27 protein-coding genes and 2 pseudogenes are annotated in these 26,237 nt (G+C 67.8%); 16 read left to right on the plus strand and 13 right to left on the minus strand.

Annotated elements, in window-relative coordinates; all coding sequences use genetic code 11:
- Positions 1 to 3: 3 nt before the first annotated feature.
- A complete protein-coding gene (locus ACF8O7_RS23130) occupies positions 4 to 381 on the plus strand; it encodes a DUF1428 domain-containing protein (RefSeq protein ID WP_016447150.1) in 378 nt (125 codons plus the stop codon).
- Here the strand turns inward: ACF8O7_RS23130 and rlmB are convergent.
- Positions 378 to 1,169, minus strand: a complete 792-nt coding sequence (gene rlmB / locus ACF8O7_RS23135) for a 23S rRNA (guanosine(2251)-2'-O)-methyltransferase RlmB (RefSeq protein ID WP_016447151.1) — start codon at positions 1,167 to 1,169, stop codon at positions 378 to 380. The genes ACF8O7_RS23130 and rlmB overlap by 4 nt on opposite strands.
- A gap of 215 nt (positions 1,170 to 1,384) precedes the next feature.
- Here rlmB and sstT point away from each other — a divergent pair, with 215 nt between their 5' ends.
- The gene (sstT, locus tag ACF8O7_RS23140) at positions 1,385 to 2,608 is read left to right on the plus strand and encodes a serine/threonine transporter SstT (protein WP_126311438.1); all 1,224 of its coding nucleotides are present in this window, start codon (positions 1,385 to 1,387) and stop codon (positions 2,606 to 2,608) included.
- A gap of 2 nt (positions 2,609 to 2,610) precedes the next feature.
- On the opposite strand, the gene ACF8O7_RS23145 is transcribed toward sstT, so the two are convergent.
- Entirely contained in the window at positions 2,611 to 3,321 is a 711-nt protein-coding gene (locus tag ACF8O7_RS23145; RefSeq protein WP_017403911.1) for an ABC transporter ATP-binding protein, read from the minus strand.
- 16 nt (positions 3,322 to 3,337) lie between these two features.
- On the opposite strand from ACF8O7_RS23145, the gene ACF8O7_RS23150 reads away from it, so the two are divergent.
- A complete protein-coding gene (locus tag ACF8O7_RS23150; RefSeq protein ID WP_392444386.1) occupies positions 3,338 to 4,003 on the plus strand; it encodes an arylesterase in 666 nt (221 codons plus the stop codon).
- Positions 4,004 to 4,022: 19 nt separating this feature from the next.
- Here the strand turns inward: ACF8O7_RS23150 and ACF8O7_RS23155 are convergent, their stop codons facing one another.
- The 5 genes from ACF8O7_RS23155 to ACF8O7_RS23175 form a co-directional block, all read right to left on the minus strand.
- Positions 4,023 to 4,208, minus strand: a complete 186-nt coding sequence (locus ACF8O7_RS23155) for a hypothetical protein (protein WP_016447155.1) — start codon at positions 4,206 to 4,208, stop codon at positions 4,023 to 4,025.
- 64 nt (positions 4,209 to 4,272) lie between these two features.
- Entirely contained in the window at positions 4,273 to 5,082 is an 810-nt protein-coding gene (locus ACF8O7_RS23160) for a DUF2189 domain-containing protein (protein ID WP_126311439.1), read from the minus strand.
- A 116-nt stretch (positions 5,083 to 5,198) separates the two neighbouring features.
- Positions 5,199 to 6,950 carry an alkaline phosphatase gene (locus tag ACF8O7_RS23165; RefSeq protein ID WP_046988000.1) on the minus strand — a complete coding sequence of 584 codons (1,752 nt, stop codon included), beginning with the start codon at positions 6,948 to 6,950 and terminating at the stop codon, positions 5,199 to 5,201.
- Between the two features lie 98 nt (positions 6,951 to 7,048).
- Entirely contained in the window at positions 7,049 to 8,278 is a 1,230-nt protein-coding gene (locus tag ACF8O7_RS23170; RefSeq protein WP_126311441.1) for a PLP-dependent transferase, read from the minus strand.
- A 100-nt stretch (positions 8,279 to 8,378) separates the two neighbouring features.
- A complete protein-coding gene (locus tag ACF8O7_RS23175) occupies positions 8,379 to 8,849 on the minus strand; it encodes a BON domain-containing protein (RefSeq protein WP_392444388.1) in 471 nt (156 codons plus the stop codon).
- 150 nt (positions 8,850 to 8,999) lie between these two features.
- On the opposite strand from ACF8O7_RS23175, the gene ACF8O7_RS23180 reads away from it, so the two are divergent.
- From ACF8O7_RS23180 to ACF8O7_RS23195, 4 genes are all read left to right on the plus strand, one after another.
- On the plus strand, positions 9,000 to 10,745 hold the full coding sequence (locus ACF8O7_RS23180) for a SulP family inorganic anion transporter (protein WP_016447160.1): 1,746 nt from the start codon (positions 9,000 to 9,002) through the stop codon (positions 10,743 to 10,745).
- Positions 10,746 to 10,776: 31 nt separating this feature from the next.
- Entirely contained in the window at positions 10,777 to 11,559 is a 783-nt protein-coding gene (locus ACF8O7_RS23185) for a GGDEF domain-containing protein (RefSeq protein ID WP_017403908.1), read from the plus strand.
- Complete coding sequence (locus ACF8O7_RS23190; protein WP_016447162.1) at positions 11,546 to 12,415, plus strand: MinD/ParA family protein; 870 nt, start codon at positions 11,546 to 11,548, stop codon at positions 12,413 to 12,415. The genes ACF8O7_RS23185 and ACF8O7_RS23190 overlap by 14 nt, the downstream gene beginning before the upstream one ends.
- A 66-nt stretch (positions 12,416 to 12,481) precedes the next feature.
- Entirely contained in the window at positions 12,482 to 13,255 is a 774-nt protein-coding gene (locus tag ACF8O7_RS23195; protein ID WP_046239833.1) for a sulfurtransferase, read from the plus strand.
- A gap of 99 nt (positions 13,256 to 13,354) precedes the next feature.
- Here ACF8O7_RS23195 and ACF8O7_RS23200 read toward each other — a convergent pair.
- Positions 13,355 to 13,696: pseudogene (locus ACF8O7_RS23200) on the minus strand (IclR family transcriptional regulator C-terminal domain-containing protein); the annotation flags it as partial.
- Between ACF8O7_RS23200 and ACF8O7_RS23205 the strand changes: the two are divergent.
- The 4 genes and pseudogenes from ACF8O7_RS23205 to ACF8O7_RS23220 all read left to right on the plus strand — a co-directional run.
- Positions 13,686 to 13,874 (plus strand): annotated as a pseudogene (locus tag ACF8O7_RS23205) (transporter substrate-binding domain-containing protein); the annotation flags it as partial. The pseudogenes ACF8O7_RS23200 and ACF8O7_RS23205 sit on opposite strands and share 11 nt — an antisense overlap.
- 88 nt (positions 13,875 to 13,962) lie before the next feature.
- On the plus strand, positions 13,963 to 14,628 hold the full coding sequence (ehuD, locus tag ACF8O7_RS23210) for an ectoine/hydroxyectoine ABC transporter permease subunit EhuD (RefSeq protein ID WP_016451664.1): 666 nt from the start codon (positions 13,963 to 13,965) through the stop codon (positions 14,626 to 14,628).
- Positions 14,625 to 15,380, plus strand: a complete 756-nt coding sequence (locus tag ACF8O7_RS23215; RefSeq protein WP_016447167.1) for an amino acid ABC transporter ATP-binding protein — start codon at positions 14,625 to 14,627, stop codon at positions 15,378 to 15,380. The genes ehuD and ACF8O7_RS23215 overlap by 4 nt, the downstream gene beginning before the upstream one ends.
- Before the next feature lie 2 nt (positions 15,381 to 15,382).
- Positions 15,383 to 16,717, plus strand: a complete 1,335-nt coding sequence (locus tag ACF8O7_RS23220) for an NAD(P)/FAD-dependent oxidoreductase (protein WP_392444513.1) — start codon at positions 15,383 to 15,385, stop codon at positions 16,715 to 16,717.
- 20 nt (positions 16,718 to 16,737) lie between these two features.
- On the opposite strand, the gene ACF8O7_RS23225 is transcribed toward ACF8O7_RS23220, so the two are convergent.
- The 3 genes from ACF8O7_RS23225 to ACF8O7_RS23235 form a co-directional block, all read right to left on the minus strand.
- The gene (locus ACF8O7_RS23225; protein WP_016451661.1) at positions 16,738 to 17,307 is read right to left on the minus strand and encodes a flavodoxin family protein; all 570 of its coding nucleotides are present in this window, start codon (positions 17,305 to 17,307) and stop codon (positions 16,738 to 16,740) included.
- 154 nt (positions 17,308 to 17,461) lie between these two features.
- Entirely contained in the window at positions 17,462 to 17,869 is a 408-nt protein-coding gene (locus ACF8O7_RS23230) for a DoxX family protein (protein WP_126311443.1), read from the minus strand.
- 22 nt (positions 17,870 to 17,891) lie between these two features.
- Positions 17,892 to 18,593, minus strand: a complete 702-nt coding sequence (locus ACF8O7_RS23235; protein WP_126311444.1) for a pirin family protein — start codon at positions 18,591 to 18,593, stop codon at positions 17,892 to 17,894.
- A gap of 132 nt (positions 18,594 to 18,725) precedes the next feature.
- Between ACF8O7_RS23235 and ACF8O7_RS23240 the strand changes: the two genes are divergently transcribed.
- The 5 genes from ACF8O7_RS23240 (at position 18,726) to ACF8O7_RS23260 (ending at position 23,808) form a co-directional block, all read left to right on the plus strand.
- Positions 18,726 to 19,664: a LysR family transcriptional regulator gene (locus tag ACF8O7_RS23240; protein WP_016447172.1), complete on the plus strand. Its 939-nt coding sequence runs from the start codon at positions 18,726 to 18,728 to the stop codon at positions 19,662 to 19,664.
- Positions 19,665 to 19,798: 134 nt separating this feature from the next.
- A complete protein-coding gene (locus ACF8O7_RS23245; RefSeq protein ID WP_016447173.1) occupies positions 19,799 to 20,926 on the plus strand; it encodes an NAD(P)/FAD-dependent oxidoreductase in 1,128 nt (375 codons plus the stop codon).
- Between the two features lie 66 nt (positions 20,927 to 20,992).
- Positions 20,993 to 21,931, plus strand: coding sequence for a tRNA glutamyl-Q(34) synthetase GluQRS (gene gluQRS, locus ACF8O7_RS23250; protein WP_277849911.1), 939 nt, complete (start codon positions 20,993 to 20,995; stop codon positions 21,929 to 21,931).
- 64 nt (positions 21,932 to 21,995) lie between these two features.
- Positions 21,996 to 22,751, plus strand: a complete 756-nt coding sequence (gene trmB / locus ACF8O7_RS23255; RefSeq protein ID WP_197065211.1) for a tRNA (guanosine(46)-N7)-methyltransferase TrmB — start codon at positions 21,996 to 21,998, stop codon at positions 22,749 to 22,751.
- Between the two features lie 34 nt (positions 22,752 to 22,785).
- Positions 22,786 to 23,808 (plus strand): GGDEF domain-containing protein, encoded by a 1,023-nt coding sequence (locus ACF8O7_RS23260; RefSeq protein ID WP_016447176.1) that lies wholly within the window; start codon positions 22,786 to 22,788, stop codon positions 23,806 to 23,808.
- 22 nt (positions 23,809 to 23,830) lie between these two features.
- Here the strand turns inward: ACF8O7_RS23260 and ACF8O7_RS23265 are convergent, their stop codons facing one another.
- The gene (locus ACF8O7_RS23265; protein ID WP_392444390.1) at positions 23,831 to 25,081 is read right to left on the minus strand and encodes a GGDEF domain-containing protein; all 1,251 of its coding nucleotides are present in this window, start codon (positions 25,079 to 25,081) and stop codon (positions 23,831 to 23,833) included.
- A gap of 9 nt (positions 25,082 to 25,090) precedes the next feature.
- Positions 25,091 to 26,173, minus strand: a complete 1,083-nt coding sequence (locus ACF8O7_RS23270) for an ABC transporter substrate-binding protein (protein ID WP_392444392.1) — start codon at positions 26,171 to 26,173, stop codon at positions 25,091 to 25,093.
- Between the last annotated feature and the right edge of the window lie 64 nt (positions 26,174 to 26,237).

Consider the following 26,237-nt stretch of genomic DNA (forward strand, 5'->3'; position numbering starts at 1 on the left):
ACCATGCACTACATCGACGGATTCGTACTGCCCGTTCCCCGGGCCAACCTGCAGGCCTACCGCGAGGTGGCCGAGGCCGCAGGCAAGGTCTGGATGGAATACGGCGCGCTGCAGTACTGGGAATGCGCGGGCGACGACGTGCCCATGGGCAAGCTGACCTCGTTTCCCCAGGCCGTGCAGCTCAAGGAAGGCGAGATCGTGTTCTTTTCATGGATCGTCTATGCCTCGCGCGCGGAGCGCGACCGCATCAATGCCGCCGTCATGAAGGACCCGCGCATTGCCTCCATGGACCCGGCCACCATGCCCTTCGACGCCAAGCGCATGTTCTGGGGCGGCTTCGAGAGCGTGGTGGAGCTGGGCGCCGACGGCGCGCCAGCCTAGATCTGGTCGGCCGGGGCGGCGGATACGGCAGGCGTGGTGCCCAGGCCGCGCTGGCGCAGCGCCTCGTACAGGCACACGCCGCTGGCCACGGACACATTGAGGCTGGAGACGGCACCCATCATGGGAATGCCGATCAGCTCGTCGCAGGTCTTGCGCGTGAGCTGGCGCATGCCGTCGCCTTCTGCGCCCAGCACCAGGGCCGTGGGGCCCTTGAGGTCCACCTCGTACAGGGTCTTGGGCGCATCGTCGCTTGTGCCGATGATCCAGATGTCGCGCTCCTTGAGCTCGTTGAGCGTGCGCGCCAGATTGGTGACCATGAAATAGGGCACGGTCTCGGCCGCGCCGCTGGCCACCTTGGCCACGGTGGCGTTCACGCCCACCGCATGGTCCTTGGGGGCAATCACCGCATGGGCGCCTGCGCCATCGGCCACGCGCAGGCAGGCGCCGAGGTTGTGCGGATCGGTCACGCCGTCCAGCACCAGCAGCAGCGGGTTGCTGACGCCATCGGCCTCCAGCTGCTCCAGCAGTTCATCCAGCGAATGCACCTGTGCCACCGCCTCCACGCGCGCGGCCACGCCCTGGTGGCCGTGGCTGCCGGCGAGCTTGGCCAGGCGTTCACCGTCGGCCTCGATCAGCCGGACGCCGGCCGACTTGGCGCGGTCGAGGAACTGGCGCATGCGCGCATCACGGCGCGTGGCCTCGTAGTAGACCTCGATGATGGATTGGGGCGCGGTCTTCATGCGCACGCCGACGGCGTGGAAGCCGAAGAGAACTTTGGGGGACGACATGGGGCGCGATTATCCCGCCAATTGGGCGCAGCCCCGGCACCCGCCGGACGAAGCCCGTCTGCACGCAACGGCTCCTGTGGTTTTTACGTAGCCGCTACACTGCGCGGGTTGGCCGCTTTCCAGCGGGCCCCTCTCATTGCGGCATGCACCGAAGCCACGGGCATGCCGCTTTGCATTTTTCATCGCCCTGTTTTTCCATTTCTTTCTCAACCATCATGCTCAAAGCCTTTCTTGCCTGGCTTGCCCGCACCAGCCTGGTGGGCCAGATCGCCATCAGTCTGGTCGCCGGCGGCCTGTTGGCCTGGCTCTGGCCCGAGGCCGCCCAGTCCGTATCCCTGCTGGGGACGCTGTTCATCTCCGCCCTCAAGGCCGTTGCCCCTGTCCTGGTGCTGCTGCTGGTGGTCTCGGCCACCAGCAACCACCGGCCCGGCCACGCCACGCAGATACGGCCCATCCTGTGGCTGTATGTGCTGGGCACCTTTGCCGCGGCCGTGGTGGCCGTGGTGGCCAGCATGGCCTTCCCGTCCACCATCCAGTTCAAGGACGCCGCCTCCGCCCAGGGCGCGCCTGGGCGCATTGGTGAAGTGCTGATGGCCCTGGTGCAAAGCGCCTTCGACAACCCGGTACGCGCGCTGATGAATGCCAACTACATCGGCATCCTTGCCTGGGCAGTGGCCATGGGCCTGGCCCTGCGCCACGCCTCTGAGACCACGCGCGCCGTGATGCATGACCTGGGCCAGGCCATCACCCGCGTGATCCAGGGCGTGATCCGCCTGGCGCCGCTGGGCATCTTCGGCCTGGTGGCGGGCACCTTTGCCCAGTCGGGCCTGGAAAAGCTGCTGGACTATGCCCACCTGCTGGCCGTGCTGCTGGGCTGCATGCTCTTCGTGGCCCTGGTGGTCAATCCGTTCATCGTCTGGACGCAGACGCGCCGCAATCCCTATCCCCTGGTGCTGACCTGCCTGCGCGAGAGCGCGGTCACGGCCTTCTTCACGCGCAGCTCGGCCGCCAACATCCCGGTGAACCTGGCGCTGGCCAAGCGCCTGGGCCTGGATGAGGACACCTACAGCGTCTCCATCCCGCTGGGCGCCACCATCAACATGGCCGGCGCCGCCGTCACCATCAGCGTGCTCTCCCTGGCTGCGGCCCATACCCTGGGCATCCAGGTCGATCTGCTGACCGCCATCTTGCTGTGCGTGGTGTCCGCGGTGTGCGCCTGCGGCGCCTCGGGCGTGGCCGGTGGCTCGCTGCTGCTGATTCCGCTGGCCTGCAGCCTGTTCGGCATCTCCAACGATCTGGCCATGCAGGTGGTGGGCGTGGGCTTTGTGATCGGCGTGATCCAGGACTCGGCCGAAACCGCACTCAACTCCTCCACGGACGTGATCTTCACGGCCGCGGCCTGCGAGGCGGCCGGGCGGCGCGAAGCTGTCGCCGCCTGAGGTCAAGCCGCCAGCGCCTGCCCCTCTTCGATGCTGGCGACGCGGCCGGCCTCGATGGTCACGCGCCGCTCGCAGCGCGCGGCGATGGCTCGGTCATGCGTGACCATGACCAACGTGGTGCCGCGCTCACGGTTGAGCGCGAACATCAGCTCCATGATGGTTTCGCCGGTCGCAAAGTCCAGGCTGCCCGTGGGCTCGTCGGCCAGCAGCACGGCGGGCTCGACCACGAAGGCGCGGGCCAGCGCCACACGCTGCTGCTCACCGCCCGACAGCAGCTTGGGATAGTGGCCCAGGCGCTGGCCCAGCCCCACGCGCTCCAGCATTTCGGTGGCGCGGCGGCGGGCGTCGCGGCTGCCGGCCAGCTCCAGCGGCAGCATCACGTTCTCCAGCGCCGTCAGATTGCCCAGCAGCTGGAAGCTCTGGAAGACAAAACCCAGCTTCTGCGCACGCACGGCAGCGCGCGCATCCTCGTCCAGCGCAAACATGTCCTGACCCTGCAGCCGCACCGTGCCGCGCGTGGGCGTATCCAGGCCTGCGAGTATGGACAGCAGCGTGCTCTTGCCCGAGCCCGAGGCACCGACGATGGCCACGGTTTCCCTTGCCGCGAAGCGCAGATCGATATCCCTCAGAATATCCAGTGTTCCGGTCGAATCGCTGACCGACTTGAAGACATGCTCGACTTCGATCAGGGGCTGGGCAGTGCTTTGTGACATGGAGGATGGGAAGACGATGCAAGACAAGCTGCGCGCAATGCGCCGACGCCGCCACTTTATCTCGGCCGGCTTGGCCTTCGGTCCGCTGGGTACTTGGACGGCCATGCCCGCCCGGGCTGCAGACGCCGGCCCGTTGCTGGTACTGGGCGATTCGCTGAGTGCCGAGTACGGTCTGGCCCGCGGAACGGGCTGGGTGGCGCTGCTGCAAAAGCGCCTGCAGGAGAGCCAGAAAAATGTGCCGCTGGTCAACGCCAGCGTGAGCGGCGAGACCACCTCGGGCGGCCGCTCGCGCCTGCCGGCCCTGCTCAAGCAGCACAAGCCGTCGGTGGTGGTGATCGAATTGGGAGGCAACGATGCGCTGCGCGGCTTGCCGCTGCAAAGCACGCAGGGCAATCTGGACGCCATGGTACGCGCGGCCCGTGATGCAGGGGCCAAGGTGCTGCTGGTGGGCATGCAGGTGCCTCCCAACTACGGCAGCGGCTATACGCGCCAGTTCGAGCAGTTGTTCTCCAAGGTGGCGCAGGAGCAGAAGGTACCGCTCGTGCCCTTCCTGCTGGCCGGTATAGGCGATGCGGCCGACTCGGCCCAGTGGTTCCAGGCTGACCGCATCCACCCCACGGCCAAGGCCCAGCCGCGCATGCTGGACAACGTCTGGCCACAGCTCAGCAAACTGCTGCCCTGAGCACAGGGCAGCCAGGCTGTCAGCTGCTGCGGCCTTCCTCGCCGGAATGCGCCGCTGCGGGGGATGCCTGGTCTTCACCCGCCATACCGCCGCCCTCATGGTCGTCGGGTTTTCTTTCGGCCTTGGCCTTCTCCTTTTCAAGCTTCTTCTGCTTCTTGGCCAGTTCGCGCTGGCGTTTTTCATAGGCGTAGTTGGGTGTCGCCACAGGTGGACTCCTCTGTTGTTGCAAGCCCCACTGTAGCCGCAAGACGGGGCCCGGCCGTAAAACCTCAGGATAGGGGGGACGCAGGGTCGGCAGATTCACCCACGCTGCAGCGGTAAGCATGCCAACTGGCGCAGCCCAGCAAAGGCCCCACCAGCAGCAGGCCCACGCCGTGCCACCACAGCGCAGCAGCCACCAGCACGGTGATGATCGCGGCCCATTGCAGCATGACGGCCAGGTTGAGGCCGACCACGCGCATGCTGGTGATGCAGGCCGTCAGCGCATCGCTGCCCCGGTCCAGCATGGCCGGCAGCGCCACCACCATGCTGGCGAACACCAGGGCCGCGAAGGCGCCGCCGACCAGCATGTAGATCGCCAGGAACTCCCAATTCTCCGGCCGTGCCACGGCCTGCAGCATGCCGGCCGTGGTGGGCATGCCGGTATCGAAGAACACGGCAAACACCACCATGGAGGCGCGCGCCCAGAGCATTTCCAGCACCAGCAGCACCATGACCAGCATGCCCATGCTGCCCATTTGCGTGTCCCAGCAGGTCAGCGAGCTGCTCAGTTGGGGCGGCAATCCCCGCTCCAGCCTGCGGCTGGTGTCGTACAGGCCCATGGCCAGGAAGGGGCCGATGAGCAGACAGCCGCTGGCCATGGCCATGCTGTATTCAGGGCTGGCACGGAACACCCAGCCGATGAGCAGGGCCATGGCCCAGAAGCACAGGCCATAGAACAGCGCAACGCCCGGCGCCCGCTGCAGATCGCGCCAGCCCAGCGCCAGCCAGCGCCAGGGATCGGCCATGCGCAGCGGTTGCACCTGCAGCGCGCCAGCCGGGTGGTCGGAAGCTTTCTGGGGAGCGGGGGATGCCTGCATGCCTGGACCTCCTGGATCAGCGAGCCCCAAGTTAGCGCAGCCATGGCCGCGCTGCCATGGCGGAAACTACCGAGGGCCCCCGCCCAGACCGCGCAGGCCCGCACCCCGGTCCGCCCTCAGGCCTGCACCAGCTTGCCCGGCTGGCCGGGCAGCACCTTCCAGGCCGCGTCCCGCACGGCCTGGTACTGGCGGCTGAACACCGTATCCACATAGATCCATTCGGCCTGGCAGGCCTGGGGGGTTGCCGTGACGATCATGTAGCCGCGGCGGGAGGTATCGCAGTACTTGAGCGTGTTGATGAACTGCAGCAGCGCGCCACGCAACTGGGCCGGATCCTGGCCGGGCAGGTAGTCCTCGAAGCCGGGCGAGCTGACGGACGAGGTGGCGAACTCCACGCCCACGCCCTGCCCGCTGCGGTCGCGCAGCTCGCTGGCCCAGGCGTTGTGGGTGTCACCGGCCAGCACGACCAGGTTCTTGCCCAGGCTGCGCGCCGTGGCCAGCACGGTCTCGCGAGCCACGGCGTAGCCGTCCCAGGCATCGAGGTTGTAGGGAATGCTGGGCTGGGCCAGGATGGCCTTTTCCGCCGCCGTCAGGCTGGCCGGGTTGGCCTGGGCCTTGGCCAGCAGCGCCGCGTAGGCCGGCAGCGAGACACCGCTGCCGGGGCTGAGGATGTCCATCAGCAAGGGCGCCGGCAGCTCCATGCGCCCCATCAGCACCTGCTGGCCCAGCACCTGCCAGGTGGCCTGCGAGGCCGCCATCTGCTGGCCAAGCCACTGGGTCTGCGTGGCGCCCATGAGCTGGCGTGCGGGATTGGCCATGTCGGAGGAAAAGCGCGCCGCGTCCAGCCCCTGTGCCGTGAAATAGTCGGCGTAGTCCAGCTGTTCGTCGCGGCCGATGACGCGCGTGTCCAGCATGTGCAGCGCCAGCAGGTCGCCGAAGGCGAAGCTGCGGTAGATGATCTCGGGCTGTGCGTTGCGCGTGGGCATCCACTCGTGATAGGCCTTGAGCGCGGCCACCTTGCGCAGCTCAAAGTCGCCTTCGGTGGCCGGCTGGTGGTTCTCGGCGCCGTGCATCCAGGTGTCATTGGAGACTTCGTGGTCGTCCCAGACCGCAATCATGGGCGCTGCCGCATGCAGGGCCTGCAGGTCGGCATCGCTCTTGTACTGGGCATGGCGCTGGCGGTAGTCGGCCAGGCTGACGATTTCGTTGGCCGGCAGGCTCTGGCGCTGCATGGCTTCGGCCTTGCCGTTGGCATAGCCGCCGCGCGCATATTCGTAGATGTAGTCGCCCAGATGCACGGTGGCGTCCAGGTCGCCCTGGCGCGCCGCATGCGCGTAGACATTGAAGTAGCCGGCCGGGTAGTTGGCGCAGGAAAACACGGCCAGCTTGACCTGCTGCACGGCGCCCACGGGCAGGGTTCGCGTGCGGCCCGTGGCGCTGGTCATGCCCTGGCAGCGAAAGCGGTAGTGGTAGCGCGTGGCGGGCCTGAGGCCCGTGGCATCGGCCTTGAAGGTGAAATCCTGGGTGGCGCGCGCCATGGCCTTGCCCGAAGTCACGAGGGTCTTGAAGTCGGCGTCCGATGCCACTTCCCACTCCACCTCGATGTCGCTGGAATGGCCCTGCGGCGGCGTCACGCGGGTCCAGAGGATGACGCGGTCACTCAACGGGTCGCCGCTGGCCACGCCGTGGCGGAACTCGACGGGAATGCGGCTGTCGCCATCCGACCCGCCGCAGCCGGCCAGTGGCAGCGCCAGGGCCGAGGCGCCCATGCCGCGCACGAAATGGCGGCGGCTGGCCACGAGGCCGGATTCGCGGGAGCCGGCTTTCGCCTGCTGCAGGATGTTGGTGATGCTCTCTTTGTGCTTCATGCTGGACCGGGGCCCGAAGGCCTCCGTGGGGTGGTATGAAGCCAGCGAGCATCGGCGGCGCAGGTGACAGGCAGATGTCACCTGCGCCTGGCGCTCAACTATGCAAACGCGGCGGCCAGGGCCTGCTCCAGGTCGGCACGCAGGTCCTGCACCGCTTCCAGGCCGATGGCAAAGCGCACCACGGTGCCGCTGCGCAGCTGGGGCGTGGGGCAGCTGCGCATGGACGACAGCTCATAGGGCACGACCAGGCTGATGGGACCGCCCCAGCTGTAGCCGATCTTGAACAGGCGCAGGCTGTCGCAGAAGCGGTCCACGGCCTGCTGGCCGTGGCGCGGATCGATGACCACGCTGAACAGGCCGGCGGCCACGCCCTCGCCGCCTGCGGCTGCGCCACACAGCGCCTTCCAGTTCTCGTGGCCCGGAGCGCCCTCGAGCGCGGGATGCAGCACCTGGACCACGGCCGGCTGCTGCTGCAGCCAGCGCGCCAGCTCGCGCGCGGCGCGGTCCTGTGCGTGGTAGCGCAGCGCAATGCTGGGCAGGGAGCGCAGCACGGCCTCGGTGTCGTTGCCGCCCACGCCCAGGCCCAGGCGCATGTGCGCCAGCTTGATGCGCATGTGCAGCGCCTGGTCGCGCGTGATGATGCTGCCCATGAGCACGTCGCCACCGCCGCTGGGGTACTTGGTCAGCGCATGCACGGTGGCATCCACGCCCAGGCTGTGCGTTCCATCGGCCAGCAGATCGAAGGGATTGAAGGCCAGGCCCGCGCCCCAGGTGTTGTCCAGCACGGTGGTGACGCCCCGCTCGCGGCACAGGCGCACCATGGCGATGAGGTCGGGGAACTCCATGGTCACCGAGCCCGGCGCCTCCAGCCAGACCAGCCGCGTCTTGGGCGTGATTTTGGCTTCGAGGTCGGCAACATCCATGGCGTCATAGCACTGGTGGCGCACGCCGAAATGGGCCAGCTCGCCCTCGCTCAGGGTCTTGTTGGGGCCGTAGGCGTTGTCGGGCAGCAGCATCTCGTCGCCGGTGCGCAGCAGGGCCAGGGAGGTGGTCGCAATCGCAGCCAGGCCGCTGGGTACCAGCAGGCACTGCAGGCCGCCTTCCAGCGCGCTCAGGCGCTCTTCCAGCAAGAAGGTGGTGGGCGTGCCGTGCAGGCCGTAGGTATAGCTGCTCTTGTCCAGCCACTGGCGGCGGCGCATGGCCGCCACGTTCTCGAAGATCACCGTCGAGGCCTTGTGCACGGGCGGCTGCGGCGCAACAAAGCCCTCGGGCGGCTGGTAGGGATGGTGGATGAGATGGGTGCTGATCTGCAGGTCGGGTGTGGTCATGCAGCGCATCTTATGCGCTGGGCTGCAGCGTTCAGGCATAAAAAAACCAGGCGGGGAATCCGCCTGGTTTTCACAAGGGCAACGGAGCCGGTGGCTGCGATCAGCTGGCCTTGATCTCCAGCATGTTGCTGACGTTGTTCACGCCCTTGACGGATTTGGCAATGTCGCCTGCGCGCATCTTGAGTGCTTCGCTGGGGACCGAGCCGGTCAGCGTCACGGCGCCTGCCTTGGTGTCCACGTCGATCTTGAGGGCGGAGATATCGGGCTCCTTGATCAGGTCGGCCTTGATCTGGGCGGTGATGCCGGCGTCGTCGAGTGCGGCGCCTGCCTGGCTGATGGCGTTGTTGGTGGCCGCTTCGGCCTTGGCAGCACCTTCCTCGATCTTGGTGCCGGCGCTGCTCATGGCGTTGTCGATCTTCTGGCCGGCGCTTTGCGCGGCCTGCTGGGACTGCTGAACCGCAGAGTCGAGCTTCTGGCCCGCAGTGTCTTCGGTCTTGCCGCAGGCGGCAAGGCCGAAGGCCAGGGCAGACACGGCGAGGATCTGGCAGCAGCGTTGGGTGATGAAAGTCATGCGGTTACTCCTTGAATAGTTGTGAGGCGGTCAACACAGGCCTCGACTTTATTGAGGGCCCTGGGACAAACCCATACGACGCCGACGCAAGCGCCTGTAGGACAAGCCCGAACATCCCGGCACCATCCAGTTAGCATGACAATAGCGGCCATGCATTCCCTGGCGCGCTGGTTTCCCTTCCTGGCATGGCCCAAACCTTCGGCAGCCGTGCTGCGCGGGGAGTTCTGGGCAGGTCTCACCGTTGGTCTGATGCTTCTGCCCCAGGGCGTGGCCTATGCCGCCCTTGCGGGCATGCCGCTGATCACGGGCATTTACGCATCCATCGTTCCGGCCCTGGTGGCCGTGCTGTTCAGCGGCTCGCCCCGTCTGGGCGTGGGACCCACGGCCCTGAGCGCGCTGCTGATCGGCGCCTCGCTCACGGGCCTGGCCGAGCCAGGCTCCGCGCACTGGGTGGCGCTGGCCGCATGGATGGCGATTCTGTCGGGCCTGGTGCAGTGGTCGCTGGGGCTGATGCGCGCCGGCTGGCTGCTCAACCTGGTGACCTCGCCCGTGCTCACGGGCTTCACGCAGGCTGCGGCGCTGCTGATCCTGGCCTCGCAGCTGCCCACGCTGCTGGGCCTGCGCTCGACCTGGGGTGCCGTCTGGAACACGCCGTCGCTGCAGCTTTTCGACTGGCAGTCCATCGTCTACGGCATGGCCAGCATTGCCTTGCTCGTGCTCGCCAAGCGCTGGCGTGCGGCCTTTCCCTCGGCCATCTTCATCATCGCGCTGACCGGCGTGATCAGTTGGGCCACGGACTTTGCCGACGACGGCGGCGCCGTGGTCGGCCATCTGCCCGCGGGCCTGCCCAGCTTCCAGCTGCCGGGGCTGCTGAGCTGGGACGAGTTCGGCGCCCTGGTGATGCCGGTGCTGGTGATCTCGCTGGTGAGCTTTCTGGAGACGGCCTCCAGCGCCCAGGTGGAGCACCAGCAGGCCGGCACGCGCTGGAACGAGAACCAGGACCTGGTCGCCCAGGGCCTGTCCAAGATCAGTGCGGGCCTGTTCGGCAGCTTTGCCACCAGCGCCTCGTTCTCGCGCTCGGCCGTGAATCTGCTGGCCGGCGCCAAGACGGGATGGTCCAACGTGTTCTCCATCCTGCTGGTGGTCATCGTGGTGATGTGGTTCATCCCGGCGCTGTACCACGTGCCCAAGGCGGCGCTGGCGGCCATCGTGATCACGGCCGTGGTCAACCTCGTCAAGCCGCGTGTGCTGCTGCAGCTGTTCAAGGTGTCGCGCGTGGAGGGCAGCATTGCCCTGGCCACGCTGCTGCTGACCATCGTCACGGCGCCGCGCATGTACTGGGGCGTGTTCGCGGGCATCGTGCTGAGCCTGGGCTACTTCCTCTACCAGCGCCTGCACCCGCGCATCATCGAGGTGGGCCAGCATCCTGATGGCAGCCTGCGCGACCGCAACCTCTGGCAGCTGCCACCGCTGGCGCCAGGCCTGCTGGCCCTGCGCATGGATGCCGAGCTGGACTTCGGCTCGGCCTCGGCCCTGGAGCGACGCATCGGCGACGAATGGGCGCTGCGCCCCGAGACGCACCACCTGTGCCTGCTGGCCCAGCCCATCAACCGCATCGACGTGACGGGCGTGGAGACCTTCGTGCGCCTGCAACTGCTGGTGGCCAAGCGCAGCGGCGTGCTGCACGTGGTGGGCCTGAAGTTGCCGGCCGAGCAGGTGCTGCTGCGCGCCGGCGCCCTGCACCGCGGGCCGCACCTGCGGCTGTACCGCACCGATGCGGAATTCCTCGCCGCGCTGGCCCTGCCGCCCTTCATATCTCGGCCGGGATCAACATCTGTTACCAGCGATGGTGCAAAAGTCGACGCCGGCGCGGCGACAATTGAGCCTACACACTGATACACTTCACCGGCTTTTGATTCAGCCCTCTGTGACTGCCCCCGCCTCCCACCAATCCGTATACCTGCGCGACCTGCGCCTGGCCACAGCCCACGCGCTGGTTACCCACGCTGGCGGGGCGGTCCATTTGCCCACGGATTCGCCGACGCGATACCTGCAGGCGCTGATCGACGAACTGTGTTCGCTGTCGCTGCGCGACCCGCTCACGGGGCTGGCCAACCGCCGCCATTTCCGCACCATTGCCGAGCGCGAGATCGACCGTGTGGCGCGCTCGGGCGAAGCGGCGCTGATGCTGATGCTGGACATCGACCATTTCAAGCAGATCAACGACCAGCACGGCCATATCGTCGGCGACCGGGTTCTGCAGTCGGTGGCCCGGACCCTGACCAGTTGCGTGCGCCCCATGGACACGCTGGCCCGCTACGGAGGCGAGGAGTTTGCCATCGTGCTACCGGCCTGCCCTGCGACGTTCGGCCTGTCCGTGGCCGAGCGCATACGCAGCGCCATCGAGCGTATGCCGGTGGTCATCTCACCCACGTTGACACTGCAGATCACCATCAGCATCGGCGGCGCCTATGCGCTGCAGTGGATACGCAGCACCACGACCTTGTGGACCGAGCGTGCCGACAAACAGTTGTACCTGGCCAAGTCTGCCGGCCGCAACCGCGTGCACATTGAAGAACAACCAGACAGTACGGTAAGCGCGGAGGAAAAAAGCCTGCTTTTCGGACCTTTGTATGCCCCCTCCCCGTTTGACAATGGGCTGAATCCAGATATTGCAACCGATGTGGACCCCGAAGATGGACTCCGCTGATAGCCCGGTGGTAAGCGACAACGCCATTCCCCACCCCTCCCTGCCCGCTGCCGTTTCGATGAGCGATGCCGTGCGCGCCAAGCCGCGCGGACACATCATCGCCGTGACCAGCGGCAAGGGCGGCGTGGGCAAGACCTTCGTTTCGGCCAACCTGGCCGCAGCGCTGACACGCCATGGCCTCAAGGTCCTGGTGCTCGATGCCGACCTGGGCCTGGCCAACCTGGACGTGGTGCTCAACCTCTACCCCAAGGTCACGCTGCACGATGTATTCACCGGCCGTTCCACGCTGGAGGAAGCCATCCTGCCCGCCCCCGGCGGCTACTCGGTGCTGCTGGCCGGCTCCGGGATGATCGAGTACTCGCGGCTCACGCCCGAGATCCGCCAGCAGTTCACGCACACCATCGAGACGCTGGCTCCTCGCTACGACATCGTGCTGCTGGACACGGGCGCGGGCATCTCCGACGTGGTGCTGTTCTCGGTGTCCATGGCCACCGAAGTGCTGGTCATCGCCACGCCCGAGCCCACCTCGCTGACCGATGCCTATGCAGCCATCAAGGTGCTTGCCATTCAGCAAAAGCGCCAGCAGATCCGCCTGGCCATCAACCAGGCCGCGCGTCCCGGCGATGGCCGCGCCATCACGGGTCAGCTCCAGCAGGTGCTCAACCGCTTTGTCAGCACGGCCTCCGGCGAGCCATTGCGGCTCACGCACCTGGGCGACATTCCCTCCGACCCGGCCGTGCGCGAGGCCGTGATGCGACGCCAGTTGCTGCTGCAATCCATGCCCGGTGCACCGGCTTCGCTGGCCGTGGCCCAGCTGGCCAATAAAATCAAGGCCCTGCTGGTGTCGGGCGGCTGATCGGGCCGCCCCTCGCCGGCGACCCGATCCAACCTGCGGCCCTTGCCGCCCCCCGCCTGCCTTCCTGTGCCCGATATCCTCAATATTTCCTGCTACAAGTTCACGCCGCTGCCCGACGCAGCGGCGCTGCGCGACACCCTGGCCGAACGCGCCCAGGCCCTGGCGCTCAAGGGCACCATCCTGCTGGCCGAGGAAGGCATCAACTTCTTCCTGGCAGGCCCCGCCCAGGCGGTGCACAGCTTCGTCGATCAGTTGCGCAGCGATGAGCGCTTTGCCGACCTGGCCCCCAAGGAAAGCTGGTCCGACACCGTGCCTTTCCGCAAGATGCTGGTCAAGGTCAAGCGCGAGATCATCCGCATGGACCACCCCACCATCCGCCCGGCAGAGGGTCGCGCGCCTTCTGTCAGCCCCGCCACGCTGCGCCGCTGGCTGCAGCAGGGCCACGATGACGAGGGCCGCGAGGTGGTGACGCTGGATACGCGCAACGACTTCGAGGTCGATGCCGGCGCCTTCAAGGGCACCATCGACTGGCGCATCACCAAGTTCACCGAATTCCCGCCCGCGCTGCGTGCCCACAAGGCCGAACTGGCCGGCAAGACCGTGGTCAGCTACTGCACGGGCGGCATACGCTGCGAGAAGGCCGCCATCCTCATGCAGGACGAAGGCCTGGACCATGTCTATCAGCTCGAGGGCGGCATCCTCAAGTACTTCGAGGAGACCGACGGCGCCTTCTATGACGGCGGCTGCTTCGTCTTCGACGAGCGCCGCGCCGTGGACGCGGACCTGGCGGCCGCCCCCCAGCTGGAGCATCCGCAGGCCCAGGAGACTCCGTCTGCATAGGCCGATCCCCCAGCCCTGACCTGAAGCCCGGGGCATGCACGCCACGCTTGCGGCGTGCACCACCAATGCGGCCATACCGGCTGCAGCATCGGCTGCCGTTCAACCCAGGGCACGCACCGAGTTGCTGAGCGAGCGGGCGCAGGCCAGCAGCCCTGGGCCCAGGCGGGCCTGCGCCTCCTCCACCGTCCATCGGCTGGTCGGCGCGACGATGTGCACGGCAGCCACGGGGCGGCCATGGCTGCCGATGACGGGCGCGCCCAGCGTCATGTCGCCCAGAAAGAGTTCCTCCCGGTTGACGGCATAGCCGCGCTGACGCGCCTGGGCCAGCTCATTGAGGATGGCGGCCTCGTCCGTGATGGTGAAACGTGTGTGCGCGGTCCGCTCGCTCTGGCGCAGCAGGGCCAGGGCTTCTTCATCGGGCAGTGCGCTCAACCAGATACGCCAGCACAGCTTCCAGGGCGTGAAGCTGGCCGAAAGCTACAAGCCCTCCAACGTGGGGGATGTGTGCCTGGTGGTGCGCAAGGGTGACACCGAAACCCTGGCCCGCCTGAACAAAGCCATCGCCACCATCAAGGCAGACGGCACCCTGGCCCAGATCGTCAAGAAGTGGGGCATCTGAGGACATCGGACGCCCGTCGGATCGCCTCGCGCATCACCCCCCTTTGCCGCGCAATGCACGGCAATGACACCTTCGAGGAAAGTACGCCATGCAAGCATTTGTGCAGCACGCGCGAGAGTTCCTGCCCATCCTGCTGCAAGGAGCGGTGGTCACGGTGCAGGTCACCGCGCTGTCGTTCCTGTTGTCCAGCGCGATCGGACTGGTGCTGGCGCTGGGCAAGCTCTCACCCGTGCGCGCCGTCTCGTGGGCCGCGTCGACCGTGGTCAATGTGATACGGGGCCTGCCCATCATCGTGCAGCTGTTCTACATCTACTTCGTGCTGCCCGAGGTCGGCATCCAGCTCACCGCCTTCCAGGCCGGGGTGATCGGCCTGGGCATTGCCTATTCGGCCTATCAGGCAGAAAACTTCCGCGCCGGCATCGAGGCGGTGGACCCAGGCCAGCGGGAAGCCGCATTGGCCATGGGCATGCGACCGGCCCTGCTCATGCGCCGCGTGGTGCTGCCGCAGGCATTCCGCATAGCGCTGCCGCCCTACGGCAACACCCTGGTGATGATGCTCAAGGACTCGTCCCTGGTCTCCACCATCACCGTGGCCGAGATGACGCGCCAGGGCCAGCTGATCGCAGCGTCCACCTTCCAGAACATGACGGTCTACACCCTGGTCGCCCTGCTCTACCTGGCCATGAGCCTGCCGCTGGTATGGGGGCTCAGGCGTCTGGAGAAGCGCTTTGGAGCGGGAAGGAAGTCGCCATGATCGAGATCGATCACCTGGAAAAGGCCTACGGCGAGCATCGCGTGCTGCGGGGCGTCAACCTGCGCGTGGCACGTGGAGAAGTGGTGTGTCTGATCGGCCCTTCGGGATCAGGCAAGTCCACGGTGCTGCGCTGCATCAACGGCCTGGAGTCGTACCAGGGCGGCGAGGTGCGCGCCTTCGGTGAGCGCGTGGACACACGCGCGCCGTCCATCCACGCGCTGCGCAGCCGCATGGGCATGGTCTTCCAGCGCTTCAACCTCTTCCCGCACCGCACCGTGGTGCAGAACGTGATGGAAGGCCCCATCCATGTGAAGGGCCAGGCGCCCGGCCAGGCCCATGCCGAGGCATTGGAGCTGCTGCGCAAGGTAGGTCTGGCAGACAAGGCACAGGCTTGGCCCGCACAGCTTTCGGGCGGGCAGCAGCAGCGGGTGGCCATTGCCCGCGCCCTGGCCATGAAGCCAGAGGCCATGCTGTTCGACGAACCCACTTCGGCCCTGGACCCCGAGCTGGTAGGCGACGTGCTGGGCGTGATGCGCCAGCTGGCCGAAGAAGGCATGACGATGATCGTGGTCACGCACGAGATGGCCTTTGCTCGCGAGGTGGCCGACCGCGTGTGCTTTCTGCACGGCGGCACCATCGTGGAGGAAGGCCCTTCGGCCCAGGTGCTGGGCGCACCGCGCCATGCACGCACGCAGGACTTCCTGCGGCGCGTGCTGCACCAGCACTGTGCGCCATCAGAAGGTGCGGCATGACGATGGCAGCTACCGCCTCCATCGCATCGTCTTCGTCGGTACGCCCCGTGCTGTCGCACCCGTCAGCGCCATCGCTGTGGGCGGCCACTGCACCCGCCGCACCGCCCACGCCACCGCTGGCGACAGCGCTGACCACCACCGACGTGCTGGTGATCGGCGCGGGATATACCGGCCTGTCGGCAGCACTGCATCTGGCCGAAAGCGGCGCCAGCGTGTGCGTGCTTGACGCCCATGCTCCCGGCTGGGGCGCGTCGGGCCGCAACGGCGGCCAGGTGAACCCCACCCTCAAGTACGACCCCGACGAACTGCAGCGCATCCACGGTGCCGCTCTTGGCGAGCGGCTGATCGACGCCGTCTCCCGCTCGGCCGACCTTGTGTACGGGTTGATCGAACGCCACGACATCGACTGTGCGCCCGTGCGCGCCGGCTGGCTGCAGGTCGGATACACCCAGCAGGCGGTGGACGGCATGCATGCGCGCGCCCGGCAGTGGGAGCGGCGCGGCGTGCGCGTGGAACTGCTGGACCGCACTGCCACGGCAGCACGCACCGGCACGCCCGCGTTTGCCGGCGGCTGGCTGGACGGCCGCGCCGGCGCCATACAGCCCCTGGCCTACGTGCGCGGACTGGTGCGCGCCGCACAGACCCTGGGCGCGCAGGTCCACAGCGGATCGCCCGTGCTGGCACTGGAGCGACAGGGCACGGACCATTGGGCCGCCACCACGGCCCAGGGTCAACGCATACAGGCCAGGCAGGTGCTGCTGGCCACCAACGGCTATACCGATGGCCTGTGGCCTGGCCTGGCGCGCACGGTACTGGCAGCCAACAGCTTCATCGTGGCCACACAGCCCCTGGGCAAGGCGGGCGCGCACATCCTGCCCGGGGGCGAGACAGGCTCGACCTCGCAGCGCCTGCTGCTGTACTTTCGCAAGGACGCACAAGGCCGTCTGCTCATGGGCGGGCGCGGACATTTTGCGGACCCGCAGGGTGCAGGCGACTATGCCCACCTGGAACGCGCCGTGGCGCTGATGTTCCCCGGACTGGGCCCCCTCCAATACGAGTACCGCTGGGCAGGGCGCATCGCCGTCACACGCGACTTCATGCCCCACCTGCACCAGCCTGCCCCCGGCATCACCATGGCCCTGGGCTACAACGGCCGCGGCATTGCCATGGCTACCCTGCTGGGGCGGGAGGCGGCCGTGCTGATGGCCGGCGGAAATGCGCCGGCCTGCCCCTTTCCGGTAACGCCGGTTCAGCCGATACCGCTGCATGGGTTACAACGGTTGTACATAGCGGCAGGGGTGGCTTGGTACAGCCTGCTGGATCGGCTGGGTGCGTGAGGTTCAGTGGAGCCGGCCGATCAAGCCGCGCCGGCCTGGCGCATCAACCGCAGCGCCTGCTGCGCCACGCGCTCGCCGAACAGGCGCGCGGTCTCCAGGTCGCCCGGCAGCATCTCGGCGGCCGAGGCATCCGAGGCCGATTGCGCCATGGCGCCGCTGAAGGCGCCTATCCAGTTGAGGTCGTTGCGCTGCGCGGCGCGCGCGTTGGACGGCAGCATGCCGCTGCCCACCCACAGCCCGCCGTGCTGCATGGCCAGCTGGAACAGATAGTCCAGCGTGGTCTGCTTGTTGCCGTTGACGCTGGCACTGTTGGTGAAGCCGGCGAACAGCTTGTCCTTCCAGGCCTGCACGAACCACGGCTTGGACGAGGCATCGGCAAAGCGCTTGAACTGCCAGCTGGGCCCGCCCATGTAGGTGGGCGAGCCGAAGATGATGGCATCTGCCGCCGCCAGCAGCTCCCAGCCGCCGGCAGGCAGCTGGCCGTCGCTGTCTATGGCCAGCATGCGCGCACCCGCGCCATCGGCCACGGCCTGGGCCATGCGCTGGGTGTGCCCGTAACCCGAGTGGTAGACCACCACGATATCTGCCATACAAGAAATCCTCGGGCGCCGGCCACGGCTCCAGGCAGGCAGGCGCCACATTCATCGATCATCCACGCCAAAAGGCCCCACAGCGCTGCTGCGGGGCCCACTCAGGCCGGTAGCCTAACAAAAATAAAGGAGCCGGCGGCAGTGCGCGGGCCACTCAATGGAGCCGTGCATCCACACTCCAGCCACCGGCGCCATGGGCGGCAAAGCCCAGCAGGCCGCCCGTGACGGCGATGTTCTTCCAGAACAGCAGCTGCTGCATCATGGCCGCGTCAGCCGGCACGCTCCAGTAGGCATGGAAGAAGAAGCTGGCCACCAACGTGAAGAAGGCCAGCGCCAGGGCCGCCCAGCGCGTGCACCAGCCCAGCAGCAGGGCCAGCCCGCCGACGATCTCCACCACCAGGGCCACGGCCACGCCGATCTGCGGCATGGGCATGCCCACCGAGGCCGCATAGCCCACCGTGCCGGCGAAGCCTCCGATTTTCTGAAAGCCCGCAGGCACGAACATCAGCGCGATCAGGATGCGGCCGGCCAGCGCCAGCGGGTTGCTCAGACGGTTCAGCATGATGGTTACTCCTCGTGAATGCTCAGGCTTGCAGATCGAACACCAGGACCTCGGACTGTTCCCCGTCGTGCAGGCGCAGTCGCGGTTCATTCTCCACAAGGGCCGCATCGCCCGTTGTCAGCCGTTGCCCATTGACGCTCAGCGCGCCGCGCACAAGATGCACATAGGTTTTGCGGCCGGGGGGCTGCTCCATTTCGGCGTGCTCATCGCCGTCGAACAGGCCGGCATAGAGCCGGGCATCGGCATGGACGGTGACCGAGCCATCCGCGCCATCGGGCGAGGCCACCAGGCGCAGGCGGCCGCGCTTTTCCTCGTCGGCAAAGGCTTTCTGCGCATAGCCGGGCGCAATGCCCGTCTCGCTGGGCAGCAGCCAGATCTGCAGGAAATGCGTGGTCTGGCCCGGTGCGTGGTTGTGCTCGCTGTGCACCACGCCCGAGCCGGCGCTCATGCGCTGCACCTCTCCCGGCGAGATGGTCTGCTCATTGCCCATGCTGTCCTTGTGCGAGAGCCGGCCTTCGAGCACGTAGCTGATGATCTCCATGTCCTTGTGGCCATGGGCGCCAAAGCCCGTGCCCGGGGCGATATGGTCTTCATTGATCACGCGCAGGTTGCCAAAGCCCATGTGGCGCGGATCGTGATAGCCCGCAAACGAGAAGCTGTGGTGCGAGCGCAGCCAGCCGTGGTCGGCATGGCCGCGTTCGCGGGATTTGCGCAGGGCGATCATGTGTATGTCCCTTTCAACTGGTCAGATCTTCAAAACTCTTGCGTCGGTGGCTCCACTGTAGAAGCCGCTGTAGCAGGCCAGGCACAGCGGGATTGATGGCATCATTCAAAGCTTTTGAATCCATAACGCCCCATGCCCAGCCCCCGCGACGTGCTCACTCCCGACAGCCTGGCCATGCTCCAGGCCATTGCCGAGGCCGGCAGCTTTGCCGCCGCCGCACGCCAGCTGGGCCTGGTGCCAAGTGCCCTGACCTACCGCGTGCGCCAGATCGAGGATGCGCTGGACGTGCTGCTGTTCGACCGCCGCTCGCGCCACGCCCAGCCCACCGAGGCCGGCCGGGAACTGCTGCGCGAAGGCACCCGGCTGCTGCATGAGATCGACACCGTGGCCCACCGCGTGCGCCGTGTGGCCACGGGCTGGGAGCCGCACCTGACCATCGTGGTGGACGGCGCCGTGGCGCGCACGCCCATGCTGGAACTGGTCGAGGCCTTCTACGCCATGCAGCCGCCCACGCGGCTGAAGCTGCGCGACGGCATCCTCACCGGCACGCTGGAGACGCTGACCTCGGGCCGCGCCGACCTGGCCATCGGCGTGGCCGTCAACTCCAGCAACGTGGCAGGCCTGCAGGCCTGCGAGCTGGGCGAGCTGGACTTCGTCTTTGCCGTGGCGCCACACCATCCGCTGGCCACGGCGCCCGAGCCCATCACCGACGCGACGCTGCTGCAGCACCGCATCATCGCCGTGGCCGATTCAGGCCTGCGCGACAGCGCCAGCATGGGCCTGCTCAGCGGCCAGGACATCTTCACCGTGGACTCCATGCAGGCCAAGATCGAGGCCCAGGTGCGCGGCATAGGCTGCGGCTTCCTGCCCCATTTCATGGCCGACGTCTATGTGCAGGCCGGCCTGCTGGTAACGCGCCAGGTCGCCCGGCCCTCGCGCAATGTGCGCATGCACTACGCATGGTCCTGCCCGCCGCAGCAGGACCCGCCGCGCGCGCTGCAGTGGTGGCTGCAGCAGCTGGAAAGCCCCGCCACGCGCCGCGCTCTCATGGAAAATCATCACCGACATTGAGCTGGCGCACGCCGCCGGGCGGTCTGTGCGGGTGTAGAGTGGTTACAGGTCCCGGCCTGCTCCGCCGCTGCGGCGAAGCAGGCCGGCAAGGACATGCTTCCCGGAATCTGCCACTGCCCGCAAAGGTCTGCTCCATGAACGCTTCCCGCGCCGCCTCCAAGTCCACGGTCAAGAAAAAGGCCACCAAGCCCCCCGAAGCCTCCAAGGCGCGCCCCAAGGCCGGCGCGCGCCGCATCGCCGTGATCGGTGCCGGCATGGCGGGCCTGGCCTGCGCCCGCACGCTGATGCAGGCCGGCCACGATGTCCATGTCTACGAACGGCTGCCCCAGGTGGGCGGGCGCATGCGCTCCGTCAACGCCGCGCATGGCGCCTTCGACATCGGCGCGCAGTATTTCACCGTGCGCGACAAGCGCTTCGAGCTGGCCCTGCAGACCGTGCCCGGCCTGTGCCGCCCCTGGAGCGTGAGCACGCTGCGCGTGCTGGATGCGCAGGGTCGCCAGTCCAGCGCCGCACCCGCACCCACCGAGGCCCATTGGGTGGCCACGCCCGACATGCAGGCCCTGCCCATGGCCTGGGCCGCGCCGCTGTGGGACGCCGACCGCCTGCATCTGGGCCAGCGCGTGACCAAGCTCGAACGCCAGCCCGGCTCGCGCGGCTGGAGCCTGCATGTGGAGACGACCGAGCCGACCACGCAGATCCGCACGGGATTCGATGAAGTGATACTCGCCCTGCCCGCGCCCCAGGCGCGCCAGCTGCTGCAGACCACGCCCCTGGCCCTGTCGCTGGTGCAGGGCATGGCGGCCGTGGAGATGGCACCCTGCTGGGCGCTGACGCTGTCCTATCCCATGGCCACCGAGGCCGGCCTGTCCACCCTGGGCCCACAGTGGAATGCAGCCCGTACCACCCATGAGCGTGCAGTCTGGGTGGCGCGCGAATCGTCCAAGCCGGGACGCTCCCAGAGCGAGCGATGGACCGTGCTGGCCAGCCCCCAATGGTCCCAGGAGCACCGCTCCGACGACGCGCCCCGCGTGCTGGCCAAGATGCAGAAGGCCTTTGGCGAGATCACGCGCATCCGCATTCCCCCCCGCCATGCCAGCGTCTATCTCTGGCCCCATGCCCAGACCCTGTCGCCGCTGGGCAGCAGCCATTTGCGCAACAAGGACGCCGGCCTGGGCCTGTGCGGCGACTGGTGCATTGGCCGCCGTGTCGAGGATGCCTTTGTCTCGGGGCTGGAGATGGCGCTGGCCATGGTTGCGGACTGAGCCGCGGCAGTGTCCGGCTCCCAGGTCATGGCAAGGGGCGGCGCGAGGCTTTAACATCCGGCCCCGATGATTTGCGCCGTTCCTCAGTCCCCCGATCCCGGCATTGCCACCGCGGCCTCCCCCTATGTGGGCCGCTTTGCGCCCTCGCCCACGGGCCTGCTGCACGCGGGCTCCCTGGTGGCAGCGCTGGCCAGCTGGCTGGATGCCCGGGCCCACGGCGGGCGCTGGCTGGTGCGCATCGAGGACATAGACCCCCCGCGCTGCCAGCCCGGTGCCGACATGGCCATCCTGGGCCAGCTCGCCGCCTGCGGCCTGCTGCCCGACGAGGAGCCGGTCTGGCAATCCCGCCGCGGCGCCCTCTACGAGGCCGCTGTGGAGCAGCTCAAGGCCAGCGGCCTGGCCTATCCCTGCGGCTGCACACGCAAGGACATCGAGGCCGCCTGGGACCGCCTGGGCTGGATCCATGAACGCCATGTGGAGCGCCCCTACCCCGGCACCTGCCGCGACGGCCTGCATGGCAAGAGCCCCCGCGCCTGGCGCTTTGCGCTGGACCACTTTGCCGGCCACCACCCCGTGCTGCGCTGGCAGGACCGCCGCATGGGCGCCCAGCAACAGGACGTGACCCACAGCGTCGGCGACTTCGTGCTGCGCCGGGCCGATGGCCTGTGGGCCTATCAGCTGGCCGTGGTCGTCGATGACGGCCTGCAGGGCGTCACCCATGTGGTGCGCGGCGCCGACCTCGCCGACAATACGCCCCGCCAGATGCTGCTGCAGCGCGCCCTGGGCCTGCCCGCCCCGCAGTACCTGCATACGCCGCTGGTGCTCATGCCTGACGGCGAGAAACTTTCCAAGCAGCACGGCGCCCCCGCCCTGGACCTGAGCGTCCCCCTGGCCACGCTTCGCACCGCCGCCACCCACCTGGGCCTGCCCCAGCCTTCTCCACAGACCGCATTGGGCGAAGCGCTGCAGTTCTGGGTACGGAGCTGGCGCCATACATACAATTGAGCCCGTGAACCCAATTCCTTCCTCCCACGCCGAGCAGTCCATGGACGGCGACATCCCGAACACCATGCCCGCTGCCTCCGGCACGCCGCATGATTGCCCTTCACCCTCCACGCCTGCGGCCGCGCGTACCGGCCAGCCGCCCGAGGGCGTGGCCCATCCCAAGACCATCAAGAGCTATGTGCGCCGCGCCGGCCGCACCACGACCGGCCAGGCCAAGGCCTTCGAGGAACTGGGCCCGCGCTTCGTGCTCAACTACCAGGCCGCGCCGCTGGACGCCGCAGCCACCTATGGCCGCCAGGGCCGGCTGATCCTGGAGATCGGCTTCGGCATGGGCGAGGCCACGGCACACATTGCGCGCGTGCGCCCGGACGACAACTTCCTTTGCTGCGAGGTGCACGAGCCTGGCGTGGGCGCCCTGCTCAAGCGCATTGGCGAGCAGGACATCACCAACATCCGCATCCTGCAGCACGACGCCGTCGAAGTCATAGACAACATGCTGCCCGAGGCCAGCCTCGACGGCGTGCACATCTTCTTTCCCGATCCCTGGCACAAGAAGAAGCACAACAAGCGCCGCCTGATCCAGGAGCCGCTGGTGGCCAAGCTGGCGCGCCGGCTGCGCCCCGGTGGCTACATCCACTGCGCCACCGACTGGGAACCCTACGCAGTGCAGATGCTGGAAGTGCTGGGCGCCGAGCCACTGCTGGCCAACACGGCACAAGGCTATGCCGCCAAGCCCGACTACCGGCCGCTGACCAAGTTCGAGAACCGCGGCATCCGCCTGGGCCACGGCGTATGGGATCTGGTGTTTGAGCGCCGCTGAGCCGGTCGCGCCCTCCTCCAAGACAAGGCCTCGCATGCAGCCATTGCTACAGAATCTGGTCGAGATGACGGCCCACCGGGACCATCTGCGATTGGAAATCTCGGTGCTGTCCACCTTGTTCAAGCTCAACGGCGTGGTGCAGGTGCGGGCGCTGGAGCTGTTCGCCATGCCTGACGGCAGGCACTGCGTGCGTGCGCGCACCTGGAGCCAGGGCGATGAGGTCATGTCCACCGATGCCGAGGCCCTGTACGACCCGCAGAGCGTGGAGCTGTCCTCCATGCCCTCGCTGCAGCAGGCCCTGCAGCAGCGCGCCCTGGTCGCCTCGGCCGTGCAGCCCGATGGCCGCCATGTGCTGTGGCTGCCGCTGTGGCGCCAGGAGACGGCCTACCACTGCCTGGAGATTGCCCAGTCCACGGCCTTCTCGCCCAGCCGGCTGGATGTGATCCAGGGCATCTTCGGCGTCTATCACAACTACCAGAGCCTGCTGGACTACAGCGAGCGCGACGCGCTGACCGGCCTGCTAAACCGCAAGACCTTCGACGAGCAGTTCCTGCGCCTGTCTCTGCAGGAGCCGCCGGCAGCCATGCCTGGCGTGGCCACGCAAGATGTTCCGGGCCAGTGGCTGGCCGCCATCGACATCGACCATTTCAAGCGCATCAACGACCGCTTCGGCCATCTGTATGGCGACGAGGTGCTGATCCTGGTGGCCAACATCCTGCGCAGCTGCTTCGATGCCAAGGACCGCGTATTCCGCTTCGGCGGAGAGGAGTTCGTGGTGCTGCTGCGCTCGGTCAGCCTGGCCAATGCGCGCAAGGCGCTGGAGCGCCTGCGCCACGATGTGGAGAGCTACGAGTTTCCCCAGGTCGGCCGCATCACCGTGAGCGCGGGATTTGCCGCCATGGGCACCGGCGCGCCCGTGGAGGTTCTGGGGCATGCCGACCAGGCGCTCTACCACGCCAAGGAACATGGCCGCAACCAGACCTGGTACTACGGCGACCTGATCACCCAGGGATTGCTGGCACCCCAGGTGAACAGCAACGACATCGAACTGTTCTGAGCCCGACCTGAGGGCAGGCCGGTCAGGCCGGGTCGGCCACGCGCACGCAGTCGCGCCCGGCGTGCTTTGCTTCATAGAGCATGGCATCGGCACGCTGCAGCAGTTGCTGCACGCCCTCGCCGCCACGCAATTGGGCCACGCCAAAGCTGGCCGTCAGCATCAGATCCAGCCCGTGGACATGCACGGGCGTGGTGCGCACGGTCTCGCGCAGTTGACCGGCCAGTGCCCCGGCCCGGGCAGCAGCGACACCTGGGATCACGATCAGGAACTCCTCCCCGCCGTAGCGCGCCATCCAGTGCACCGACGAATCCAGCTCCAGCGCACGCTGGCAGCGCAGCGCCACTTCGCGCAGCGCGGCGTCGCCAGCGGCATGGCCGTGCCTGTCGTTCACCCGCTTGAAGTGGTCCACGTCCACGAACATCACGCTCAGCGCCGCGCCCCGGTCCCGGCTCTGGACGACCTCGGTCGCCAGGCGCTCGTCCATGGCGCGCCGGTTGAGGCAGCCGGTCAGCGCGTCGGTCAGCGACATGCGCTTGACCTCTTCCACCAGCTCCTGCAGTTGCCCGGTGCGCTGGGCCACCAGCAGGTCCAGATGCTCGATGTGGCCGCGCAGGTCATGCTGCAGCTGGGCAAAGCCCTGCACCACCAGATCGATCTCGTCGTGCTGGCCGCGCCGGGTCCGCTCCAGCACCAGTGGCCGCGACAGCTCGTTGGGCTTGAGGCTGGCCGCAAAGCCTGCAATCTGCTGTAGCGGCTGGCGAAGTTCGCGGCGCATCACCCAGGCCACCATCAGGCAGACCAGGGCCGTGAACAGCGCATAACCCAGCAGCACACGCAGCGTGGAGTCGCGCAGCACCTCCAGGTAGTGGCCCCGGTTTTCCCAGACCTGCAACTCGCCCAGCGGCAGGCTGGACTGGCTGTGCCTGGGCGCCGCAATGGCCATGGACACGGCGGGAGCCTGGCCATCCCTGGGCTCGCCGGCCTCGTACATCTCGCCCGTGGAGGTGACGCGCAGCTGCACATGGCCGACCAGGGGCAACCGGCCCAGCCACTGCACCTGCTCGTGCACCAGGGCAGGCTCTATATCCCACAGCGCTGCCGACAGCGAGATCATGCTGTTGGTCACCACCGTCTCCATGGAACGGCGAAACTCCTGCTGCCCCTTGCGGTACTCCCACCAGGCGTGGGCACCGCCGAACACCAGCATGCAGGCCACGGCCAGCAGCATGATGCGCACAATCAGCAAGGAGGCGATCGAACGGAAGCGGGGCATGGAAGGCGCTCAGCGCAGCAGGTGCTTCAACTCGAATCCGTAGCGCCGCAGCCGGGGATTGAGGTGCTTGCTGTAGCTGCGAAAGTCCAGCGGAGCCAGGGGCGCGCTGATCCTGTGCTCGTAGCGGTCGATCTGGGACTTGTCCAGCAAGGCGAACATGGGCCGCACCTGCTCCAGCCCTTCGGTGGCGAAATCGCTGCCGTGCGCATAGTCGTACAGCATGACCAGGGCCCAGGCGCCCGTGAGGAAATGGCCGCCCGCCAACGCGCTCAGCTCGCCCGTGCGCAGCGCCGTCATGGCGGCGGCCGATGAATTGATGGCACTGAAGAAGGCATCGTGCCCGGGCGCTCCCCCGCGCGCGCGCCAGGCCTGCATGGCGCCAAAGGCCATCTCGTCGTTGCCGGCCCATACCAGGCGCACTTCGGGATAGCGCTGGAACAGCACGGCCGCCTGCTGCTCGGCGCGTTCGCGGCGCCATTCGCCAAAGACTTCCTGCTGCAGCACCACGTCACCGGCCTCGGCCGCTGCGCGGCGCATGCCGGCATTGCGCTCCACCGACGAGGGCGTGGAGCGGTCGCCGGCAATGGCCACCATGTGCAGCCGGCCATCGGCCGCACGCGCGTGGCCCGACGCCCGCGCGGCGGCGAACAGGGCCTTGGCCGTGAGGTAGCCGGCCTCTTCGGCGCCCGGCTCCAGGCTGCCCAGCCAGTGGCGATAGCGCTCTCGCGCCACGCCGGTCTGGCCGCGCAATGTCTCGGGCACGCCACTGAAGGCCATGAAGCTGTCTATGCCTGCCGCCTCCAGCGTGCGCAGGATTTCGGGCGCCACGCTGTAGTCGTTGGTGAACATCACGTAGCGGGGCCGCTGCGCCTTGGGCAGGGCCGCGATCTGCCGCGCGATCTCGATGGGGCGCAGGTGGTCGCGCTGCGCATAGCGCACCTGCAGCTGCATGCCCAGGCTGCTGGCCGCGTCCTGCATGGCCTCGCTGACCGTGGTCCAGTAGCGCTCGTCGGACCGGCCGGGGTTGATGAAGACCACGCTTTGCGCGGCGGCAGCGGCCGATTGCGCCACCACGCCCATCACCCACGCCATGCGCAGCGCCCACGGCAAGACGCCCCGGTGGAGGAATCCACCGGGGCGTCCCGAAGCGGGAGCA

Origin of the sequence: Delftia sp. WSY_16, from assembly GCF_043104415.1 — a bacterium.
In the GTDB taxonomy this organism is placed as follows: Bacteria; Pseudomonadota; Gammaproteobacteria; order Burkholderiales; family Burkholderiaceae_C; genus Comamonas; species Comamonas tsuruhatensis.